An 18,204-nucleotide genomic window follows, 5' to 3' on the forward strand; every position below is an offset into this window, starting at 1 on the left:
TTTAGGTCAGAGTCATCGACACGAAAGGCTCTGACATGAAAACGATTGCCTCCTTCTTTGCAGTTCTTCTTTTTGCCTCCAACTCTATGGCTGCAAGCCAGTGTGCTGAGTTGAAAGCTGAACTCAAGGCCATGCAGAAAGCGCAGCAGCAGATCATGGCAAGCTTGGTAAGCAATCACGAAACTTTCGCGTCTTCCATGGAAGAGTACTCAGTATCTGTGAAATCAGCACAAGGGGCGACCGTTAAGACTGTTTCTCAGGACATGGGGCAATCTGCGCAGGCTTTCCGCACGCGTGGTGTTCAGGGGAAAAAAATGGCTGCTCAGCTCAACGACGCCACGGGGGATTTGTTGGCGCGAGTGGCTTCCTGTCTTAAGTAGTTAAGACGTTATTCTATAAATACATCCTGTGGGATGTGCTTCTCGGGGGAGAGTACATCCTGAACTCGAAGGCGACCGAACTAAGTAGGTCGCCTTTTCTTTTTGGGGTGGGGCTTTCCAGTGCCGAAACACATACAACCTGCATCAGTTTGAGAAAATGACGGTCTTTTCCGGGCCCACTCTTTATTTTCCCTTAAGCCTAAGGCTAGAATATAACGCACCGCCACCTGTGAGGCTGGATGTAATCAAGCTTCAGGTTATAATTGTAAGAAGATGACCTGAGAATGAAACTCTGTGGTTGTCCGCTATGGCGCTTCCATGGCCGCAGTCAGGGAAACGTTAGGGTTTACAACGCTTTATTTAATTTTAAGTTAATGTAAGATTTTTTACTTGCAAATTTTACAGGTGTAGAACTTAATAGGTCAGTTCCAAATTGGCACTTAAGCTGGAAGGAACTCGAGGGGGGCAATATGGCTATCTCTGAAAAGCTTGTCAGCGAATGCAGACACAGACTTTTGCAAACGAAGCAAGATATCCTCAATAGAGTGAAAGAAGCTCGTTTGAACTTGGATCAGAATGAGGAAAAAGGCGGGGACGAAGGGGATCAAACCGTTCGTGTACTGGCGGAACAGGAATTCCTCAGCATGCATGAAAGAATGCGTGGGCAATTGATGGAAGTTGAAAGCGCTCTAGCTCGCATTGAGGGCGGAACTTTCGGTTACTGTGAAGAAACCGAAGAGCCTATCGAGCCAGAAAGACTTCTAGCGATCCCATGGACTCGCTTAAGCATCGAAGGTGCTGAAATCCGCGAATCCATGAACAAGCGCTACGCTCGCTAGTTCCTGCATTGGCAGCGATATATTAGATTTAGAATTTCTCGAGGGGAAAAGGGGATGGGCACGAGTGTGCAGCATCCCCTTTGTTTTTCCGCGATACCTGTAAAATTACCATAAGTTAACTCATTGCGTTGGTGGCGGGGTGGGGCTGTGCTATAAGCGCCTCATTCAAAAGTCATCAATAAGGAGTTAAACGATGAAAGTTCTTTCTATTGTGGCGGCATTGTTGGTCGCCTCTTCTGCTCAAGCCTGGAGTGATAAATACGTAGATGTTAAAAACGGTCGCACAGTGGCTGTTGAAGCTGTTGATGCTTCCAATCAGGATGGCATTGTTTCCCTGCGCGTGGTTGTTAAAAACCAAGCTTTGAATTTGATTGACCCAAAAGCGGCTGTAACTTCTGAACAGGATGGTTTCACTTGCGACGTTCAGCGTGTGATTCTTTTGAACAGCTCTTTTGATTCTGCAACCAAAACTTTCACACAAGATTATGAAGTAAAAGTGGCTTGGACTCCAGGCGCGGACTGGAGCTCTTGCACAGTTCAGGTGTTCCACCCGTCTTTGCAATCCAACAGCGTTGTTCTTTATGTTGAAGGTTCTGGATTGTCTCCGATTGAAGAGCGTCCCAGCGACTGGTACTAATTCATTCTTTTTATAGAAACTGAATTTAGAAAAACCGCCGATCAAAAGGCGGTTTTTTTATTTCGGATAGCGACTTAATGCCTTTTGCACCAACAGGCGAGCTTCCGGCACCACGTCTTTTTCAAACCACGGGTTTTTTCTTAACCACAGATTGTTACGTGGCGACGGGTGAGGCAGTGGAATAAAACGGGGATAAAACTCCTGCCAGTTCTGTACGATCTCGGTCAGCCCCGCATTGGCTGAGGGCAGGAAGTACTGAATCGCATAGTTCCCGATTAGCAAGTGCAGATCGATGTTGGGCAGGTGTTGAAGGATCTCCGTCATCCATTTCTTTGCGCATTCCGGTCGTGGCGGCAGATCGCCGGACTTTCCTTTTCCGGGATAACAAAAGCCCATCGGGACAATGGCGACCTTTTCGGGGTTGTAGAAATCCTCTTTTGAAATTCCCAGCCATTCGCGCAGGCGATCCCCGCTGGCATCATTCCAAGGGGTGTTGGAGTCATGTGCTTTAATTCCCGGGGCTTGCCCGGTGATAAGGATTCGTGCCTTCGGGGAAAAATTCAGAATCGGGCGGGGAGGCAATGGCAGATGAGCTTTGCACAGTTTGCAACTGCGAATTCTTTTAAGAAGTTCGTCGCTCATAGATTCATCCCTGCCATCAATTAGCAGCATACCCGAGATCAGTGTGTGGTAGCGAACCAGCCTGATGAATTTGCACTAAAGGCGAGGTTCAACTGATCGTCAGGCGAAAGCCAAAGGCCACTGACTGCTTTTTACGAGGATACTTGCAAATTGCTCCAGACCTTTTTGATCCTCGCGATCGAACCGATTTAAGATCGGTGCATCTATGTCCAAAACACCCAGCAGGCGGTCGTGGTGTATTAGTGGAATGACGATTTCAGAGCGCGAAGCACTGTCACACACGATGTGTCCGGGGAACTGATCGACGTCAGCAACAAGCTGGGCTTGCAAGGTCTTCGCCGCTGTCCCGCAAACACCTTTGCCAATTGCGATGCGTGTGCAGGCAGGAAGTCCCTGGAAGGAACTTAGCAGTAATTCGTTATTGTGAAGTAAGTAGAACCCTACCCAGTTGATATCGGGCAGATGTTGTTTCAACAGTGCTGCGAAATTCGCAAGATTCACGAACCATTCTTTTTCACAAAGCCCCTGCGCTTCAGAAAGAAGTTCTTTATAGAATTTCGCTTTGTCGGAATAGTTGATTGCGTTGGATTGATGCATGGCTCAACCCTATCAAAAAGGACATGAGAAAAAAAGAACTGCTTGGTAGCAGCTCTTTTAAATTGATTTACTGGCGTTCAATGCTGTCCAAGGTCGTTTTAATCTTGTCGCATTCCGTTTTTACGGCGGTGCTGTCGATAGTTGTTTCTTTGTATTTGATTTCAGCTTTACAAGAGACATTGCTGTGTTTGGTAAGGAACTTTTCGCAGGCATTATGAACCACGCGAAGCTGTGTGATGATTTCCGAATCTGGCCTGTGGGTGACGATTTTAGCATCCAATGCGGTCATCTCAAAAACGATGCTGTTGTACTTTGCTATATAGTCGCTGCTGCAATTGCCTGCGGCATCGACGCTGACATCTTGAGTGGGCGCAGTGTGAACATCGGCTCCGCTACCACCGGCACAAGCTGAAAGAGCCATCATCGCTGCCATTGCACCAAAAAGTTTGATTGTTGTTTTCATTATAAATCCCCTTAGCCTCGTCCCGAATCCAAGAATCCGGAACTTGTTTTAAGAAAATAGGCCGGAATTCTTGGTCCGGACCGCGTATATCCAATCTGGATTACTCGGAGGACCTAAAAAGCAAGGGGGGTGCCATGAGTAGTGGCGCAAGATCGAATATTAGAACTTACGAAGCAAACCCACGACGATGCCGCGGATGGAGACTTCGTCCGGGGAATACCACATGGATTTCATGGTGGAGTTGGAAGGGCGTAGTTCCACCATTTTATCTGCGACCCCAGTTTCCGGGCGGGGACGCAGATAAAAGCGTTTCACAGTGGCTTCATTATCTACAGTAGCCACAATGATGTCGCCGTTGTTGGCAGAATCTTGTTTCTGAATAAGAATGATGTCTTCATCAAAGATCCCGTCTTCAATCATGGAATCACCTTGCACCTTCAGTGCAAAGGATTTGGAAGGATTTCTGACCATGGAAGGGGGAACATCCACGAACTCGTCGTGTTTGATGGCTTCGATAGGCCATCTAATACCCCGGAGGTATTCCCCGGATGTGATTGTGAACAATATGGTCCACGTTGTTATGACGTTGGTGTTTTTAGCATGGCTGATCGGGGCCATCGAGCAATTCTGATAGAAAAGTATCACTACGGGATTGATTACCAGCATCGCCACGAAACTAAAACTGCCCTTGTTCATCATACAGCCTCCACACTGAGTCCTAATGGTCACACCCTTTCTTTTACGGACGAAAGCCTGCAAGACTTTAGTCAATTTGTAAGGATTCTCACCTTGATTCAAAAAAAGGCACTTTCTCATCTTGAGAGAATCAAAAGACCCGGAGATAATGGCTAAGTGGTGAAGAGGCCTATGAAAGCATTTATCTTGAGCGCAATTACGTTGATGTCATTGGGAGCAGCAGCAGCCGATGTTCCTAATCTTCAGCAGGAATGTATGAACGAGCTTAAAAAGTTTCCCGGTGCGTGGGATGACAAACTTCTGAAACAAGCTTGTGACAAAGTACAAATTGATTCCCAGTGCATAAGCGCCGAGGGGCGGCCGATCTATCACTATGAAAAACTGGCTTCAACTCCGGGAGCGAAAAAAGTTTTGGTCTTCAGTTTGATTCACGGGGATGAAACCCCGGCAGGAACTGTGGGTCGCTACTGGATGGAACGCTTGGAAGGTATTGATCCACGCAACTCCTGGCGGGTGATTCCGGTGCTAAACCCTGATGGGGTGAAATACAAAACCCGCTTTAACGCCAACAAGATTGATATCAACCGCAACTTTCCCACAAAAGATTGGGATGCAGGGGCTTTGACGGCGTGGAGACGATCCACAAACTCCAACCCTCGCCGGTTCCCGGGCAATCAAGGTGGCAGTGAGCCTGAAACCAAATGTGCTTTGAAACATCTGGAAGATTTCCAGCCGGACTTTATCGTGTCTGTGCACACACCGCTGAAAGTTTTGGATTTCGACGGGCCGAAGGTGTCGCCACCACCGAAGTTTGATTATCTGCCTTGGAGATCTTTGGGGAACTATCCGGGAAGCCTTGGCCGTTATATGTGGGTGGAAAGACAAACTCCGGTATTGACGATGGAGCTTAAGGAAAATCTTCCGCCGAATCTGGCACCGTTTGAGCAGCTTCAGGACATTATTGGTTCTTTGGTGAAGCTGGAAACGGGCAAAAAAAAAGAGGAGACAGCAACCGTCTCCTCTCCAACTAACTTTTTACCTGTCGCACTTGAACACTAGAAGTCGTTGATGGAATCTTCCAGGCCAGGGAAATCGATGAATGGATTTCTATTTCCCTGCATTCTGTGAATTTCGTCGTTACGGTGCAATTCCTCTTCATCAATTGGATCTTCTTTGGACCATTTGCGAAGAGTGGCTTCCTGACGGGAATCAATAGCCAGGTCATAGCGAATTGAGAAGTAGAACAAGGCACGGGCCACGTTGCCACGGTGGTTTGCCGGTGGTTCAAAGACGTCACCGCTGCCTGAAGCCGCACGACCGAAGCGGGACACTTTGCATTTCAAAGTCTTTCTGTCCTGCGCAACTTCACCGAATGGATTGTTACCGCGAACAGAGTTCATTTCGTTATCTGTTGGGAACAGGTGATGCATATCGGCTTTTTGCATGTTCTTGTTGTGGCGGCCAGAGAAACGGCTTTGTGGCCAAGTATGCTCTGTATTTACGATATTGCCGTCAGGAATTGTGCCCGGGTGCGGAGCATGACCGCCGCGGAAGTCATCAGAAGTTCTGATTTTATCGCAATAGACATCTTTGATTGCGTAATCGCCATTGCCCTGATCAACCAGATAGAAGCTGCCAAGAAGGAAAGTGCGGGCACCGTCGTAGCCCAAAGAAACATGCTGATAACAGTTTTGTCCGTTACAGCCGTTAACGATCTTGTCATAGCTGCCATTTACACGAAGGTGGAAGCTGCGAAGAACAAATTGAATGCTCTGTTTAAGTTCGTCGTTGGAAATTCCAGTTCCCAGATCGCGGTGGAATTGTTCGCCATAATAAGGAACATCGTTAGACGCGGGAGCCGCTGCTGCGAACTGTCCGCAAAGTGCCGTAACAAGAACCAAAAGAGAAATCACTGTGGCCTTCACTAAAACCTCCATAGTCAGGCATTTGAGGTGCCTGGTAGAAACGCTGCGCCCTATTCGCAACATATACGGGGAAAAACACAGTGAAGTTATTTCCAAAAGATCTGCGCCTTGCAAGAAGTTAATGAAAACTAACCGTTTACAAACAATTTATTGCGGCGCAATGGTGACTTTAAACAGATAAATTATCGGAAATGGGGCCAAGAAGGCCCCATTTTGCATAAAGATTTAGCGGATTCTTTCACATTGAAGATTCAAATCCCAACGGGTTTCCCAATTATTCTGAAAAACCAAAGCAGCTTTACGGGACTGAACCACCAAGCGGGCTTTCATGGTGCGCTTATCCAACGCGAGGTCCGAACGAATATCCGGATCATGAGTCAGAGAAGATCCTTCCATGAATGACTGCATTTTCAAACTCTTTGCGTCTTCCCGTAGCTCCTGCCCGGCAAAAGCAAGACCTGTGTAGAAGGATTCAAAGAAGGTTTCGTTCATTCCGGCATCTTTGCTGAAGGAATTATTGTATTGGGAAAGGGGAACCCATTTGAGTTCGGCATGGGCATAGCGCTGACCATCCAGATAGGGAACATTTCCGATGCAGACCTCAAGGCTGTGCAATTCGCGGGATTGTAATTCTTCGGAGCTGATGGAACAGGCATAACCCTTATCCGATTTCCATCCGGAAGAAAGAAATTTTTCGCATTCATGTGCCCACGAAGTTGTGGGCAGCAGCGCCAAAGCGGTGACTAAAAGACGTTTCATTTAGATGACTCCAAAGAAAAACCCCGAAGCTGTGTCCGGGGTTTTTACTTTATTTTTGTTGTAGAATTTGCTGACAGACTTCGAAAGAGCCTTTCCAGTAACTGGAGCTGTTGCGCAGAGTTTTCACAGGTCCCAGATTTACTGAAACTGTGATGTCGTCAACAGAGCCAAGGCCGGAAGCGTTCACGAAGGATTCACACTGTTTGTTAATATCAAGCAGACTGTAACCGCGGAAAACGAAGCTTTTGTCTTCAATCGTTCCGATGTAAGCCAGTTCCGAGTTGTCGTAAGTGATACCGGATCTTCTGGCAACATCGACGATCTGATTGCAGACCTGAGTTTCACCTTTCCAGTAGCTGGAAGAGTTTCTTAGTTTTTGCACAGGTCCGAAGTCAATGCTGACATTGATGTCATCGACACTGGAATTGCCGATTTGATTTTTAACGAATTCAGTACATTGCGTGTAAAGACCCAGAAGGTTGGTCACCTCAAATGTGAAGCCTTTGTTTTCAATGTCGCCACGTACAAGGTAGCGTGCGCCGCCCGGTGGTGGCAGTGGGGGAGGTGCGGGATTACCCGGATACGGATTCGGACGGCCGCCGCGGGCGATCAGCGTTTCAATCGCGCTTAGTTGCTCCAGAACCTGTCGTTGTGTCTGGCTGTCCAGACGACTTGCGTTTTGACGAATCAACTCGTTGACGCGGGCACTGCGCTCATAAAGACGACCGCTCAAGTCCTGCTGAGCTAGGGCCGCTGTGCAACTGACCGATACCAACATTCCCAATACTAACTTTCGGATCATGTGTCCTCCTATGTAAGACGGAGGGGGAATTGCAGCTTGTATGCCAGTTAAAATGACCCCATCTCTGCCATATAAACAGCCTCTGGGGCTCGAGTGAAAAAAATACGGGACCGGATACCGGATAGGCATTATAGTAAAGCGGACATGAGGGGGGAGATTGGATAAATTTCTGATGTTGGAGTTTGAGAAAACCCAGCTCTTGCGGGCTGTGTTGGACAACGGTTTTTTGACATTGGATCTGGAAACCACCCTGTGCGTGGTCGATGAAACGGTGGATGTTTTAGAGCGGGCAGATAAGAGCGTTACCACGAAAATTGTGGTTTATCATCCTCGTCTGAATCGTGTGCCGTCCCCTTCTTATTTGGTTGAGGGCTCCCTGCAAATCGACAGCAAACCCAAAGGTTACTTCCCACTGAATCTGGATTTCACTGGGGACTTTCGTTTAACCTTCACCTTCGGTCCCGATGAATTTGAAACCGAGGGCGACCGTATTGTCATCACCACCGCAGATTCTGAACTGCCTTCCGGCTACCGCAAAATTCCACAGATGAAGTGGTGATTTTCCCCTGTCGGGTTTTCGGCAGGCTCCGGTAACCCGGCAGAGGTGGCTGTCGGGGAATCGGCGGCCGGATTCTCAGCTCAAATTAAATACATTCTGATGGCTTCAAAGAGGTGGCACGGGCGGTGCTTTATAGGTTGGCATAACGCTGATGCTGATGTCGGCCCAAAAAACACTCGAAGGAGTTTCAAATGAAAAAGCAACTTGTAACCTTGATGATGATCGTAGCCTCTGTTGTAGGTTCTCAAGCCCAGGCACAAACTGGCGTTGCAGATAATCTTGTGTCACCGAATGTTGGTCAGACGGGTGTGGCTGACAACCTGACTTCTCTTTTGACTGTGTTAAATGCGTTTGCAATCGGGGCGGATCAGTCTGTTTCTGAAGTGGCAATTCCTGCAGAGTTTATCGGTGATTGTTCTGCGGAGGAGCTATTCTCTGGTGTCTGTACGCAGGTTTTGCCTCAGGGGATGGCTTTACATTTCCAGATGAAGTCTATTTATGGAAGTCTTGTACAGATCTCTGCTGAGAACTGTGACGGAATTTCCGTGATAGATCCCAAAGGGCACGAGATTCAGATTTCCGGCGCTGCGGTCTTCGATCAAAGAGGCATGTACGACGTTTTAAACAGAGGTTTCAAGACTTGTGAAGTCCGAGTTAAGGTTATGAACAGATAAAATTTCCGACCGTTGAGCAGGATTTGAACGAACAAGAAGGCGTCCCGCAGGACGCCTTCTTGTTTTTAGTAAGCAAAGATCTTTTTGATTTCCTTGTCGATCTCAGGCGTGATTTCGACTTTCAGAGCGCCGAGGTTTTCTTGCAGTTGTTCGATGCTGGTGGCACCCAGAATCACGCTGCTGACACCGTTTTGGGCGGCGGTCCATGCCAGAGCCAGTTGGGTGCGACTGCATTCAAGCTGATCGGCGATCTTCTTTAGTTCCCAGACGCGCTGGCTGTTTTTTTCGGTATAGAAAGTGTCTTTCAGCCAGTCAATGCGCGACAGGCGGCCATCGGTGACGCCCTTGTCGTATTTTCCAGTCAGCATGCCCGATGCCAGCGGTGACCATGTTACTAAACCCATACCATGCTGCTGAGCTTTCGGTTGCACATTGGTTTCAAACTTATCGCGCACCAAAAGATTGTACTGAGGCTGCTCCACCTGTGGCTTGTAGTATCCGCCTTTTTCGCAAATATCCATGGCTTCCTGAATTTGTTCGGCGGTCCATTCACTGGTGCCCCAGTACAGAATTTTTCCGTGATGAATCAGATCATCCATGATGCGCACAGTTTCTTCCACCGGAGTTTCCGGGTCATAGCGATGACAGAAGTATATATCCAGATAATCAGTGCCGATGCGTTGCAGGGATTTGTTCACAGATTCCAGGATGTGTTTGCGGGAAAGACCTTTGTCGTTGATGTCTTCGCTCATCGGCCAGAAGACTTTGGATGAAATCACCAGTTCATGGCGAGGGAAGTCCTTCAGGGCTCCGCCCATGATGCGTTCGGATTCGCCTTTGGCGTAAATATCAGCGATGTCGAAGAAATTAATTCCGGCCTCAAAAGCCACACGCAAGATGCTGCGCACGGAAGTGAAGTCTTTGACGGTTCCACCAAACGTAGTCCAGCCGCCCAAAGAGTAGGCGCCGATTTTTAAACCGCAACGACCAACGCTGCGATAAGGCATATTGGGATTGAACATGAGGGCCTCCTTGCAGAAGCCCCATTATCTTAATGAAGAACCGGATGTTGCAAGTAATGATTGATTTCGATAATTCGGTCTTGTTGGCTGACCACAGAATCTTGAATCGCAATCAGTTTTTGCATCAAGTTGTGTTTAGCCATCCGAATTGCTTCAAAGATGTCCTCGTGAACACCTTCGGCCTCGGCCTTCGCACCGCTTTCGTTCAGAACGATCGCAATGCGGTACAGCTTCTTCAGTTCTTCCCTGGTAAATTCGCGTCCTTCTGTTTCATACTGGAGCGCTAATTTTCTTGGGTCCCGGGCTACGACAGCGACCACTGTTTGTGGAGTTACAAAGTGCTCGAACTCCGCGATCTGCTGGTAGATAAAAGACTTAACCTCAGGATTTTGTTCAATAAGCTCAATGGTGGGGTTGAGAAGGGTCGTCATAGGCGGCCTCCTTTTCCTCGTACTTCTAGTGTAACAATGGGGTCGAATTTTGTCTGGTCAAGAAGGTTGGCATCTAAAAAATAATTTGAAATCGAATAGGTTTGCATTAGAATCCCGAACCTGGACCATGGGCTTGTGCCAGATTGAGATAATGGAAAACACGAAATCCGAAATCAAATTAGACTCATCTTGGAAGCAGCATCTTCATATGGAGTTTGAAACAGACCGTATGAAGAAGCTGAAAAGTTTTTTGACCGCTGAATACAAGGCGGGGAAAACCATTTACCCGCGTGGTGATGAATATTTTGCGGCTTTGAACCTGACCCCTTTTGATAACGTGAAAGTGGTCATCGTTGGTCAGGACCCTTATCATGGTCCGGGGCAGGCTCATGGCCTGTGTTTCTCGGTGCGTGATGGGGTGCGCTTTCCACCGTCGCTTCAGAATATCTACAAAGAGCTGCACAGTGATCTGGGGCTGCCGATTCCTAAGAGCGGATCTTTGATAAAATGGGCGGAACAGGGTGTGCTTTTGCTGAATGCAGTTTTAACTGTTGAAGACGGCAAAGCGGCGGCCCATCAGGGTAAGGGCTGGGAAGAATTCACCGACAAGATCATCCATGTTCTGAATGATGAAAAAGAAAATCTGGTGTTCATTTTGTGGGGCTCTTACGCGCAAAAGAAGGCCTCGTTCGTGGATCGAAAAAAGCATCTGGTGCTGGAGGCTGTGCATCCGTCTCCATTGTCGGCACATCGTGGATTCTTCGGGACAAAACCGTTTTCCAGGGCCAATACCTATCTGAAATCCAAGGGGCTTGGCGAAATCGACTGGGATTTGACGAAGTCGTCCTAGTTTCCTTTTTTAAAACAGCAGCTCTCATCCTGGTACGCTGAGGAATTCCTTTGGAAGGACACCAAAGGAATTAAATGGATTTTTGCATGTAAAACAGTGCAAAAGCTCTAGCTATGCCCGCGCGTCTTGGTTAAGATTAAAGAAGAACTCTAAATCTAAAGGAGTGGATCATGAAGTGGCTTCTTGTGGTGGCAATGATGTCCCTGGGGTTGGTGGTCTCTCAAAAGGCGGAGGCCGGTCCGGCGATTCGCATTATTGCCAGCGTGGAAACTGTCAAAGTGGCTGACGTGGTTAGAAAACTGCGCAGCGATAAGGACGGTGTTAAGGTGATGTTTAGCAAGCATCAGGGGTCCTACTACCTTCCGAAAAGCAATCCGCATTATGCGGATCTTCTGAAAAAACTTGAGTCCAGTCTGAAAAGCCAGAAGGCCGTGGATGTCACTGCGGAGCAAGGTCAGCTCAATATTGTTGATGTAAAATAAGCCCGCGTTGTAAACTGGTCTCCATCTTAAGGAGACCTGTATGCGTAGTCTTGTTGTGGTTCTTGCACTTATCTCATTGTCTTCCCAATCCTTTGCCACTTCTGCTGAAGAAGTGAAGCAGAAAACAGCGGAGGCTGCCTCTGCGGCGGCCGAATATTCCAAAGAACAAAAAGAAGAATTCCAAAAAGACATGGAGACCAAGCTGAGTTCCATGAAAAAAGAAATCGCTGACATGAAAGCAGAAGCCTCCAAGAAAACCGGTGAAGCCAAAGCGGAAGTGAATGAACAGATCAAGGCTCTTGAAAAGAAACAAGAGGAAATGAAAAAGGATCTGGCGAAGATGAAGAAAAGCTCCGGTAAGGCCTGGGGCGAGATGAAAGCGGGCATGAGCAAAGCGTGGGATGCGATTTCTGATTCCTACGGCAAAGCCAAAGCTCACCTGTCTGAAGAGAAGTAATGAAAAAAAGTTCTTTGCTCTTTATCAAGGACCTGCCTCGTCTTTCGGATTTGGGAGATGAGCTTTTGCTGATTCACGATGACATTCTTCCAAAGAAATCAGCGGTGTTCCGCAAATGGATGAAGCAGTTTCCGCTGCGCTATTCTGTGAAGGCGGGAGAAACCTTAAAGTCTGTTGATCAATTCCCGGGACATATTTCCAAAATAGTTAAAATCTGCGAAGGCACCTCGGCTCGCCGTCTGACGCTGGTGGTGGCTGGCGGTGGCAGCGTGGGTGATTTCGGCGGCTTTGTTGCCAGTATCTTAAAGCGCGGTGTGCGCCTGGTTCATTTACCAAGCACGTGGTTGTCGGCAATTGATTCGGCTCACGGTGGGAAGACGGCCCTGAATGTGGGGGCGGCAAAAAATCAAATCGGAACATTTTATCCGGCGGACAAGATCATATTGTCACGTGCCCTTTTGTTGTCGCAGCCTGAAGCCCGGGCTTTTGAAGGTTTCGGGGAACTGCTGAAGATCGCTTTGATTTCCGGGGGATCTTTGTGGAAGGACCTTGCGCAGGAATTTGAGGTGCATGCGGATACTTTGTGGAAATATCTGGCGCGCTCTATCGAGGCAAAATACAGGGAAGTGGCCAAAGATCCTGAAGAAAAATCCGGACATCGCCATATTCTGAACCTGGGTCACACAGTGGGGCATGTGCTGGAGTCCTCGTACGAGCTTCCTCACGGGATTGCGATTAATTATGGGCTGGACTTTGCTTTGCGTTTTAGTTTGCATAAGAAAGTCATCACTCCAAAAGAGTATGAAAAGCTGATGTTGTCGCCAGTGATGGGCTATTTGCTGTCGCCGATTCGGGATGGATTGTTGCAAAGTAAAGAATCGATGTTGAAGGAGTTCCGCCGTCAGCTTTTAAGTGACAAGAAGAAAACCAGTTCTTCGGTGCTGCGTTTTGTATTTTTAAAGAAACCCGGACAGTGTGTGATTCGTGAAGTTCCGGTGGACGAAATTCTGATGGAGATCGTTCGTCAAAAAGAAGACGAGTTGTATGACTAAGTATCGTTTTCGCGGAGAGATTCCGGGGTCCAAATCCATTTTCAACCGGGCTTTAATTGTAAAAAGTTATTTTTCGGTTTTAGACCTGCAGGGTCACGCAGATTGCGATGATGTTCGCTTTATGCGTGAAGGCTTAAAGGAAATCCGCGAGCGCAGTCGTATTGATTGCGGCGAAGGTGGTACAACCTTCCGTTTTATGGCTTTGAGAACCTCCCGGGTTCGGGGCGTTCATACATTGGAAGCCACTGCGCGCTTGCTGCAAAGGCCTCAGCAGGGGTTGTTGGATTTGCTGGTGCAGTTGGGGGTTCAGACGCAGGTGAAGGGGCGTGAGCTTTTTATCGTGTCCGACGGCTGGAAGCGCCCGCGGTCCCCGATCAGGGTGAACACCACTGAATCCAGTCAGTATGCTTCGGCGTTGATTTTGAATTCCTGGCTTTTGGATTTTGATCTTGAGTTTGAACTGATTGGCGACAAGGTTTCCGAATCCTATTTTGAACTGACTGTGAAAATGCTGAAAGATTTGGGTATGCGCTTGCAAGTGCAGGGGAATAAATATGTGGTTCCGGCCGGTCAGCGTATCAGCAAGCTTGAGTACCGTGTGGAATCTGATCTTAGTTCCGCCTTTACGATGGCCTCAGCCGGTGCACTTGTGGGTGGAGCACAGTTGGATAACTTCCCAGTGAAAAGTTCGCAGCCCGATGCCGTATTCCTGGAAATATTTAAACGCATGAATATTGCGTGGGAATTTCAAGACGGAGCCTTGTGTGTTTCGCCGACGGCGGCGTTGCGTTCTGTTGACTGTGACTTGTTTCAGTCGCCGGATCTTTTTCCGGTGCTGGCGGTGCTTTGCAGTTGGGCCACAGGGATTTCAAAGTTATACAATGCTCCTCACTTGGCGGCCAAAGAATCCAATCGTATTGCCAAGGTGGCAGAGCTCTTGGAAAAGCTTGGCGTGACTCATGAAGTTCTGCCGGATGGCATGATTATTCATGGCAATCCTGCACAGACCTTAAAAAAAGGAATTGCTTTTAATCCTGATCAGGATCATCGCATGGTAATGGCGGCCACTTTGATGAAGTTAAAAGGCCATGACATCACTATTGAACATCCTGAGGCTATCAATAAGAGTTTCCCGGAATTCTGGGGCATGATAGGAATCAAACCATGATTACTGCCGTTGTTGGACATCGTGGAACTGGAAAGACCGAGCTGATGAAGCGCTTGCAGGTCTATTTGCGTGATGCTGCTGTTGATTTCGTGGATCTGGATGAATTGATCGAGGAAAAAATCGGCAAGACCATTCCAGAACTTTTCATGGAACACGGAGAGACCTATTTCCGTGAATTGGAACGCCAGTTGTTTTTGGAAACCCTGCAAAAGCCTCATACGGAAATGTATCTGGTGCTGGGGGCGGGTTTTGATCTGACGGTCATTCCTGACAGCGTTCGGGTTTTATGGGTGCGTCGCCAGACTGATTTGGATGGACGTATTTTCCTGAATCGTCCGCGTCTGAATCCTGAGATGTCGCCATTAGAGGAATATCAAAAACGAGCGGCTGCGCGCGAGGATAACTACCGTGCTCACGCCGACGAAGTGTATCTGATGCCAGAGGGTCTTTTTGAAAATCGCCATCATGCCATGGCTGTTGAAAAAGCTCTTTTGACTCATGATCTGCAGGATATTTCCGGCTGTCTGACTTTGACATCGGAATTGTTTAAATCCGAAAAACGCTGGAATCTGTTCAAAGACCGCTTTGCCAAGAAAGGTGTGTCTTTATTTGAGCTACGGGATGATCTTTTAAGTTTTGAGCAAATTCAAAAGGTTCTGACAGAAATGCCCGAGGAAAAATTTGTTTATTCCTTCCGCATCGCCCGTGAAAATCTGGAGGCAGAGACAGCTTTGCTGGAGCTTTTGCAAAAAGTCCCTTGGGTGGACTGGGCGATTGAACTGGGCAGTCCGGAAAGTTTGTTGGCCCTGGTGCCAGGCACCAAGGTGATTCTGTCTTTGCATGAAGAAAAGCTGAAGGACATGTGGCAGGTCTTTTCCAGACAGGTGGCGCATCTGAAATTTGCGCCGTTGGTGGAAAGCTATGGTGATCTTTTGGAAGGTCACCAGTGGCAGCAGCAGGATGCAGCCCGCCGCAGTTTCCTGCCCCGCTCTCGAACGGGGCGTTGGGAATGGTATCGCCGTTTCCAAAAAGGCAAACAGTTGCTGAACTTCTGGCGCGAAGGCGACGGGACTTCTGCGGATCAGCCTTCTTTGTGGGGCTGGGCCATGACGTCAGCGCAGTCGTCCTCGTTTGCGGCAGTGCTGGGGGACCCGGTTGCGCACAGCTATACTCCAATGGAACATTCAGACTTTTTCTATAAAAAGAACCTGCCGGTTTTTGCCATCGCCATTTCCCGCGAGGAATGGGGAAAGGCCTTCCCGGTTTTGGAAACCTTGGGTTTGTCTTATGCCGCGGTGACCTCTCCGCATAAGGAAAACGCGGCAAAAAGCTGTCAGCATCAAACCTTGTCAGCGGTAAATACTTTGTTCCTGAATCCGAAAACAAAACGCTGGGTGGGAACCTCCACAGACGATCAGGGCTTTATGGAACTGATCGAAGGGGTGGGGATGCTGGCCCCTTTGCAAAAAGAAATTTTTGTCTGGGGCGGTGGTGGTGTGCTGGAAATGGTGGAAAAGGCTTTGCCTCATGCCACCTATTTTTCTTCACGCAGCGGCCGGCCACGCGAAGGTTCCGAACTGTCAGAAGGTGTGACGCCTAAAATAGTGATTTGGGCAGCACCTCGTTCGCCGGAAACAATGTTGCCCCCGGCAAGCTGGAATCCGGCGATGGTTTTTGATTTGAATTACAAAGAAGACTCTATGGGGCGTGAATATGCCCAGCGCTGTGGTGCCAACTATCAGTCTGGTTTGGTGATGTTCACGGCGCAAGCCCAGGGGCAACGGGCATTTTGGCGAGAATTTAAGGAAAATTTATGAGTGCAAGTCAGTTCGGCTCCCGATTCGTGATTACAACTTTTGGTGAAAGTCATGGCACAGCTTTGGGTGTGGTGATTGATGGTTGCCCAGCCGGGGTTCAATTTGATGAAGCCCTGCTGCGCAAAGAGCTGGAACGTCGTCGTCCGGGGCATCATGGCTCAGGTCAGATCGTGTCCGGCCGCCAGGAAGGTGATCAAGCCGAAGTGTTAAGCGGTGTTTTTGAAGGGAAAACTTTAGGAACTCCTATGGCGATCATCGTGCGCAATCAGGATGCGCGGTCTCAGGATTATAGTGCCATCAAGACTTCGCCGCGTGCGGGGCATGCGGATGATATGTGGAAAAATAAATTTGGTCACAGTGATCATCGTGGGGGCGGGCGTTCTTCAGGGCGTGAAACTGTTTCCCGTGTTATGGCGGGTTCCGTCGCGCAGATGATGATGAAACACGTCAGCGGTCCGACCAAGGTGATTGGCTATGCCTCGCAGATTGGTCCGATGACATTGACGGCGGAAGAGCGCTCTGAGGTTCTGAATAAGGATATTGATTCTTTCCAAGGTCGTTTCCCATCTTCAAGAGACAGTGAAGTGGCAGAACTCTTAAAGAAGGCGCAGGAAAACGGCGATAGTCACGGTGGAATCGCCGAGATTCTGATTCAGAATCCACCGGCTTATTTGGGGCAGCCGGTATTTCATAAACTGAAATCTGATCTGGCGATGGCTTTTTTAAGTGTGGGTGCGACCAATGGTTTTGAATTGGGTTTGGGTTTTGAGGCTTCTGAAGTCAAAGGAACTGAGTTCCATAAAAACAGCGCTGGATCGCAATATGGCGGGATTCGTGGGGGAATTTCGACAGGGGAAAGTATTTTACTGAGAGTTTCCTTTAAGCCGACCAGCTCGATTTTGGATGTGGCTAAAAAGGGTCGTCATGATCCGTGCATCGTGACCCGTGCAATTCCTGTGCTGGAAGCGATGACATGGCTGGTGTTGGCAGATCACTATTTGTGGTCTAAAACAGATCGTATCTAATGAGGTGATTATGGTTTCTGATATTTTCAATCCTGAATGGTGGACAGAAGTTCCCGGTTTTAAGTTCCAAGATATTACTTATCACCGCGCCAAAGATCAGGGGACTGTGCGAATTGCCTTCAACCGTCCTGAAGTTCGCAATGCTTTCCGCCCACAAACAGTGGACGAGCTTTACACGGCTTTGGAACATGCCCGTATCACTGCGGATGTAGGGGTGGTTTTGATCACAGGAAACGGCCCTTCGCCAAAAGATGGTGGCTGGGCTTTTTGTTCCGGTGGGGATCAGCGCATTCGTGGCAAAGATGGTTACAAGTACGAAGAAAAAGAAGCGCAAGGCAAAATGGATCTGGCTCGTCTGGGCCGTTTGCACATTCTGGAAGTTCAGCGTTTGATTCGCTTCATGCCAAAAGTGGTTGTGGCTGTTGTTCCGGGGTGGGCTGTGGGTGGTGGGCACTCGTTGCATGTGGTGTGTGACATGACGATCGCCAGCCAAGAACATGCGATTTTCAAGCAGACAGATCCGGATGTGGCAAGTTTCGACAGCGGTTATGGTTCTGCTTATCTGGCGCGCATGGTGGGTCAGAAGCGTGCTCGTGAAATCTTCTTCCTGGGGCGTAACTACAGTGCTCAGGAAGCTTTCGATATGGGCATGGTGAATGCCGTGGTTCCACACAAGGATCTTGAAAAAGTTGCTTTGGAATGGGCCTATGAAATGAACTCGAAAAGTCCTACGGCGATGCGCATGTTGAAATATGGTTTCAATATGATTGATGACGGTTTGGTGGGGCAGCAGCTCTTTGCTGGTGAAGCCACTCGTTTGGCTTACGGCACGGAAGAAGCTGTCGAGGGCCGCAACTCCTTCGTGGAAAAACGTCCAAAGGATTTCACCAAGTTTCCTTGGCACTACTAAAAACCATGCTTGTTAAA

Annotated in this window: 23 protein-coding genes and 1 riboswitch; of the genes, 14 read left to right on the forward strand and 9 right to left on the reverse strand. The window is 48.4% G+C overall.

Annotated elements, in window-relative coordinates; genetic code table 11:
* Window positions 1-35: 35 nt before the first annotated feature.
* The 3 genes from EZJ49_RS13955 (at window position 36) to EZJ49_RS13965 (ending at window position 1,856) form a co-directional block, all read left to right on the forward strand.
* Window positions 36-380, forward strand: coding sequence for a hypothetical protein (locus EZJ49_RS13955; protein ID WP_262552808.1), 345 nt, complete (start codon window positions 36-38; stop codon window positions 378-380).
* Window positions 381-850: 470 nt separating this feature from the next.
* A complete protein-coding gene (locus EZJ49_RS13960; protein WP_262552809.1) occupies window positions 851-1,219 on the forward strand; it encodes a TraR/DksA family transcriptional regulator in 369 nt (122 codons plus the stop codon).
* A 193-nt stretch (window positions 1,220-1,412) separates the two neighbouring features.
* Window positions 1,413-1,856, forward strand: coding sequence for a hypothetical protein (locus tag EZJ49_RS13965; RefSeq protein ID WP_262552810.1), 444 nt, complete (start codon window positions 1,413-1,415; stop codon window positions 1,854-1,856).
* 57 nt (window positions 1,857-1,913) lie between these two features.
* On the opposite strand, the gene EZJ49_RS13970 is transcribed toward EZJ49_RS13965, so the two are convergent.
* From EZJ49_RS13970 to EZJ49_RS13985, 4 genes are all read right to left on the reverse strand, one after another.
* On the reverse strand, window positions 1,914-2,498 hold the full coding sequence (locus tag EZJ49_RS13970; RefSeq protein WP_262552811.1) for a uracil-DNA glycosylase family protein: 585 nt from the start codon (window positions 2,496-2,498) through the stop codon (window positions 1,914-1,916).
* A gap of 99 nt (window positions 2,499-2,597) precedes the next feature.
* Complete coding sequence (locus EZJ49_RS13975) at window positions 2,598-3,095, reverse strand: GAF domain-containing protein (protein ID WP_262552812.1); 498 nt, start codon at window positions 3,093-3,095, stop codon at window positions 2,598-2,600.
* A 67-nt stretch (window positions 3,096-3,162) separates the two neighbouring features.
* Window positions 3,163-3,558: a hypothetical protein gene (locus EZJ49_RS13980; RefSeq protein WP_262552813.1), complete on the reverse strand. Its 396-nt coding sequence runs from the start codon at window positions 3,556-3,558 to the stop codon at window positions 3,163-3,165.
* 159 nt (window positions 3,559-3,717) lie between these two features.
* On the reverse strand, window positions 3,718-4,257 hold the full coding sequence (locus EZJ49_RS13985; protein ID WP_262552814.1) for a LexA family protein: 540 nt from the start codon (window positions 4,255-4,257) through the stop codon (window positions 3,718-3,720).
* Between the two features lie 168 nt (window positions 4,258-4,425).
* On the opposite strand from EZJ49_RS13985, the gene EZJ49_RS13990 reads away from it, so the two are divergent.
* Complete coding sequence (locus EZJ49_RS13990) at window positions 4,426-5,313, forward strand: M14 family zinc carboxypeptidase (protein ID WP_262552815.1); 888 nt, start codon at window positions 4,426-4,428, stop codon at window positions 5,311-5,313.
* Here the strand turns inward: EZJ49_RS13990 and EZJ49_RS13995 are convergent.
* The 3 genes from EZJ49_RS13995 to EZJ49_RS14005 all read right to left on the reverse strand — a co-directional run bounded on the left by EZJ49_RS13995 (window position 5,310) and on the right by EZJ49_RS14005 (window position 7,740).
* Window positions 5,310-6,179: an endonuclease I family protein gene (locus tag EZJ49_RS13995; protein ID WP_262552816.1), complete on the reverse strand. Its 870-nt coding sequence runs from the start codon at window positions 6,177-6,179 to the stop codon at window positions 5,310-5,312. The two genes, EZJ49_RS13990 and EZJ49_RS13995, sit on opposite strands and share 4 nt — an antisense overlap.
* Window positions 6,171-6,268: riboswitch (purine riboswitch) on the reverse strand. Its footprint overlaps the gene before it by 9 nt.
* A 136-nt stretch (window positions 6,269-6,404) precedes the next feature.
* Complete coding sequence (locus EZJ49_RS14000; protein WP_262552817.1) at window positions 6,405-6,938, reverse strand: hypothetical protein; 534 nt, start codon at window positions 6,936-6,938, stop codon at window positions 6,405-6,407.
* Window positions 6,939-6,987: 49 nt separating this feature from the next.
* Complete coding sequence (locus EZJ49_RS14005) at window positions 6,988-7,740, reverse strand: hypothetical protein (protein ID WP_262552819.1); 753 nt, start codon at window positions 7,738-7,740, stop codon at window positions 6,988-6,990.
* A 157-nt stretch (window positions 7,741-7,897) separates the two neighbouring features.
* On the opposite strand from EZJ49_RS14005, the gene EZJ49_RS14010 reads away from it, so the two are divergent.
* Complete coding sequence (locus EZJ49_RS14010) at window positions 7,898-8,299, forward strand: hypothetical protein (RefSeq protein WP_262552820.1); 402 nt, start codon at window positions 7,898-7,900, stop codon at window positions 8,297-8,299.
* 191 nt (window positions 8,300-8,490) lie between these two features.
* Window positions 8,491-8,973, forward strand: a complete 483-nt coding sequence (locus tag EZJ49_RS14015) for a hypothetical protein (protein WP_262552821.1) — start codon at window positions 8,491-8,493, stop codon at window positions 8,971-8,973.
* 65 nt (window positions 8,974-9,038) lie between these two features.
* Here the strand turns inward: EZJ49_RS14015 and EZJ49_RS14020 are convergent, their stop codons facing one another.
* Window positions 9,039-9,995, reverse strand: a complete 957-nt coding sequence (locus EZJ49_RS14020; RefSeq protein ID WP_262552822.1) for an aldo/keto reductase — start codon at window positions 9,993-9,995, stop codon at window positions 9,039-9,041.
* Between the two features lie 29 nt (window positions 9,996-10,024).
* Entirely contained in the window at window positions 10,025-10,426 is a 402-nt protein-coding gene (locus tag EZJ49_RS14025) for a hypothetical protein (protein ID WP_262552823.1), read from the reverse strand.
* A 151-nt stretch (window positions 10,427-10,577) separates the two neighbouring features.
* Between EZJ49_RS14025 and ung the strand changes: the two genes are divergently transcribed.
* The 8 genes from ung to EZJ49_RS14065 all read left to right on the forward strand — a co-directional run bounded on the left by ung (window position 10,578) and on the right by EZJ49_RS14065 (window position 18,187).
* On the forward strand, window positions 10,578-11,276 hold the full coding sequence (ung, locus tag EZJ49_RS14030) for a uracil-DNA glycosylase (protein WP_262552824.1): 699 nt from the start codon (window positions 10,578-10,580) through the stop codon (window positions 11,274-11,276).
* Between the two features lie 170 nt (window positions 11,277-11,446).
* Window positions 11,447-11,758: a hypothetical protein gene (locus EZJ49_RS14035; protein WP_262552825.1), complete on the forward strand. Its 312-nt coding sequence runs from the start codon at window positions 11,447-11,449 to the stop codon at window positions 11,756-11,758.
* Between the two features lie 40 nt (window positions 11,759-11,798).
* Window positions 11,799-12,215 carry a hypothetical protein gene (locus EZJ49_RS14040; RefSeq protein ID WP_262552826.1) on the forward strand — a complete coding sequence of 139 codons (417 nt, stop codon included), beginning with the start codon at window positions 11,799-11,801 and terminating at the stop codon, window positions 12,213-12,215.
* The gene (locus tag EZJ49_RS14045) at window positions 12,215-13,267 is read left to right on the forward strand and encodes a hypothetical protein (RefSeq protein WP_262552827.1); all 1,053 of its coding nucleotides are present in this window, start codon (window positions 12,215-12,217) and stop codon (window positions 13,265-13,267) included. Before EZJ49_RS14040 ends, EZJ49_RS14045 begins: the two co-directional genes overlap by 1 nt.
* The gene (locus tag EZJ49_RS14050) at window positions 13,260-14,435 is read left to right on the forward strand and encodes a 3-phosphoshikimate 1-carboxyvinyltransferase (RefSeq protein ID WP_262552828.1); all 1,176 of its coding nucleotides are present in this window, start codon (window positions 13,260-13,262) and stop codon (window positions 14,433-14,435) included. Before EZJ49_RS14045 ends, EZJ49_RS14050 begins: the two co-directional genes overlap by 8 nt.
* A complete protein-coding gene (locus tag EZJ49_RS14055) occupies window positions 14,432-16,252 on the forward strand; it encodes a shikimate kinase (protein ID WP_262552829.1) in 1,821 nt (606 codons plus the stop codon). Before EZJ49_RS14050 ends, EZJ49_RS14055 begins: the two co-directional genes overlap by 4 nt.
* Window positions 16,249-17,277, forward strand: a complete 1,029-nt coding sequence (gene aroC / locus EZJ49_RS14060) for a chorismate synthase (RefSeq protein ID WP_262552830.1) — start codon at window positions 16,249-16,251, stop codon at window positions 17,275-17,277. Before EZJ49_RS14055 ends, aroC begins: the two co-directional genes overlap by 4 nt.
* A 10-nt stretch (window positions 17,278-17,287) precedes the next feature.
* Window positions 17,288-18,187, forward strand: a complete 900-nt coding sequence (locus EZJ49_RS14065; RefSeq protein WP_262552831.1) for a 1,4-dihydroxy-2-naphthoyl-CoA synthase — start codon at window positions 17,288-17,290, stop codon at window positions 18,185-18,187.
* Window positions 18,188-18,204 lie beyond the last annotated feature (17 nt).

Origin of the sequence: Bdellovibrio bacteriovorus (assembly GCF_025558485.1) — a bacterium.
Classification (GTDB): Bacteria; Bdellovibrionota; Bdellovibrionia; order Bdellovibrionales; family Bdellovibrionaceae; genus Bdellovibrio; species Bdellovibrio bacteriovorus_G.

Coding starts and splice junctions, on each gene's coding strand:
- EZJ49_RS13990 (WP_262552815.1), top strand. CDS start 4,426: ATGAAAGCATTTATCTTGAGCGCAATTACGTTGATGTCATTGGGAGCA.
- EZJ49_RS14000 (WP_262552817.1), bottom strand. CDS start 6,938: ATGAAACGTCTTTTAGTCACCGCTTTGGCGCTGCTGCCCACAACTTCG.
- EZJ49_RS13960 (WP_262552809.1), top strand. CDS start 851: ATGGCTATCTCTGAAAAGCTTGTCAGCGAATGCAGACACAGACTTTTG.
- EZJ49_RS14025 (WP_262552823.1), bottom strand. CDS start 10,426: ATGACGACCCTTCTCAACCCCACCATTGAGCTTATTGAACAAAATCCT.
- EZJ49_RS14020 (WP_262552822.1), bottom strand. CDS start 9,995: ATGTTCAATCCCAATATGCCTTATCGCAGCGTTGGTCGTTGCGGTTTA.
- EZJ49_RS13955 (WP_262552808.1), top strand. CDS start 36: ATGAAAACGATTGCCTCCTTCTTTGCAGTTCTTCTTTTTGCCTCCAAC.
- EZJ49_RS14035 (WP_262552825.1), top strand. CDS start 11,447: ATGAAGTGGCTTCTTGTGGTGGCAATGATGTCCCTGGGGTTGGTGGTC.
- EZJ49_RS13980 (WP_262552813.1), bottom strand. CDS start 3,558: ATGAAAACAACAATCAAACTTTTTGGTGCAATGGCAGCGATGATGGCT.
- EZJ49_RS14065 (WP_262552831.1), top strand. CDS start 17,288: ATGGTTTCTGATATTTTCAATCCTGAATGGTGGACAGAAGTTCCCGGT.
- ung (WP_262552824.1), top strand. CDS start 10,578: ATGGAAAACACGAAATCCGAAATCAAATTAGACTCATCTTGGAAGCAG.
- EZJ49_RS13975 (WP_262552812.1), bottom strand. CDS start 3,095: ATGCATCAATCCAACGCAATCAACTATTCCGACAAAGCGAAATTCTAT.
- EZJ49_RS13985 (WP_262552814.1), bottom strand. CDS start 4,257: ATGATGAACAAGGGCAGTTTTAGTTTCGTGGCGATGCTGGTAATCAAT.
- EZJ49_RS13965 (WP_262552810.1), top strand. CDS start 1,413: ATGAAAGTTCTTTCTATTGTGGCGGCATTGTTGGTCGCCTCTTCTGCT.
- EZJ49_RS14045 (WP_262552827.1), top strand. CDS start 12,215: ATGAAAAAAAGTTCTTTGCTCTTTATCAAGGACCTGCCTCGTCTTTCG.
- aroC (WP_262552830.1), top strand. CDS start 16,249: ATGAGTGCAAGTCAGTTCGGCTCCCGATTCGTGATTACAACTTTTGGT.
- EZJ49_RS14050 (WP_262552828.1), top strand. CDS start 13,260: ATGACTAAGTATCGTTTTCGCGGAGAGATTCCGGGGTCCAAATCCATT.
- EZJ49_RS13970 (WP_262552811.1), bottom strand. CDS start 2,498: ATGAGCGACGAACTTCTTAAAAGAATTCGCAGTTGCAAACTGTGCAAA.
- EZJ49_RS14055 (WP_262552829.1), top strand. CDS start 14,432: ATGATTACTGCCGTTGTTGGACATCGTGGAACTGGAAAGACCGAGCTG.
- EZJ49_RS14040 (WP_262552826.1), top strand. CDS start 11,799: ATGCGTAGTCTTGTTGTGGTTCTTGCACTTATCTCATTGTCTTCCCAA.
- EZJ49_RS14015 (WP_262552821.1), top strand. CDS start 8,491: ATGAAAAAGCAACTTGTAACCTTGATGATGATCGTAGCCTCTGTTGTA.
- EZJ49_RS14005 (WP_262552819.1), bottom strand. CDS start 7,740: ATGATCCGAAAGTTAGTATTGGGAATGTTGGTATCGGTCAGTTGCACA.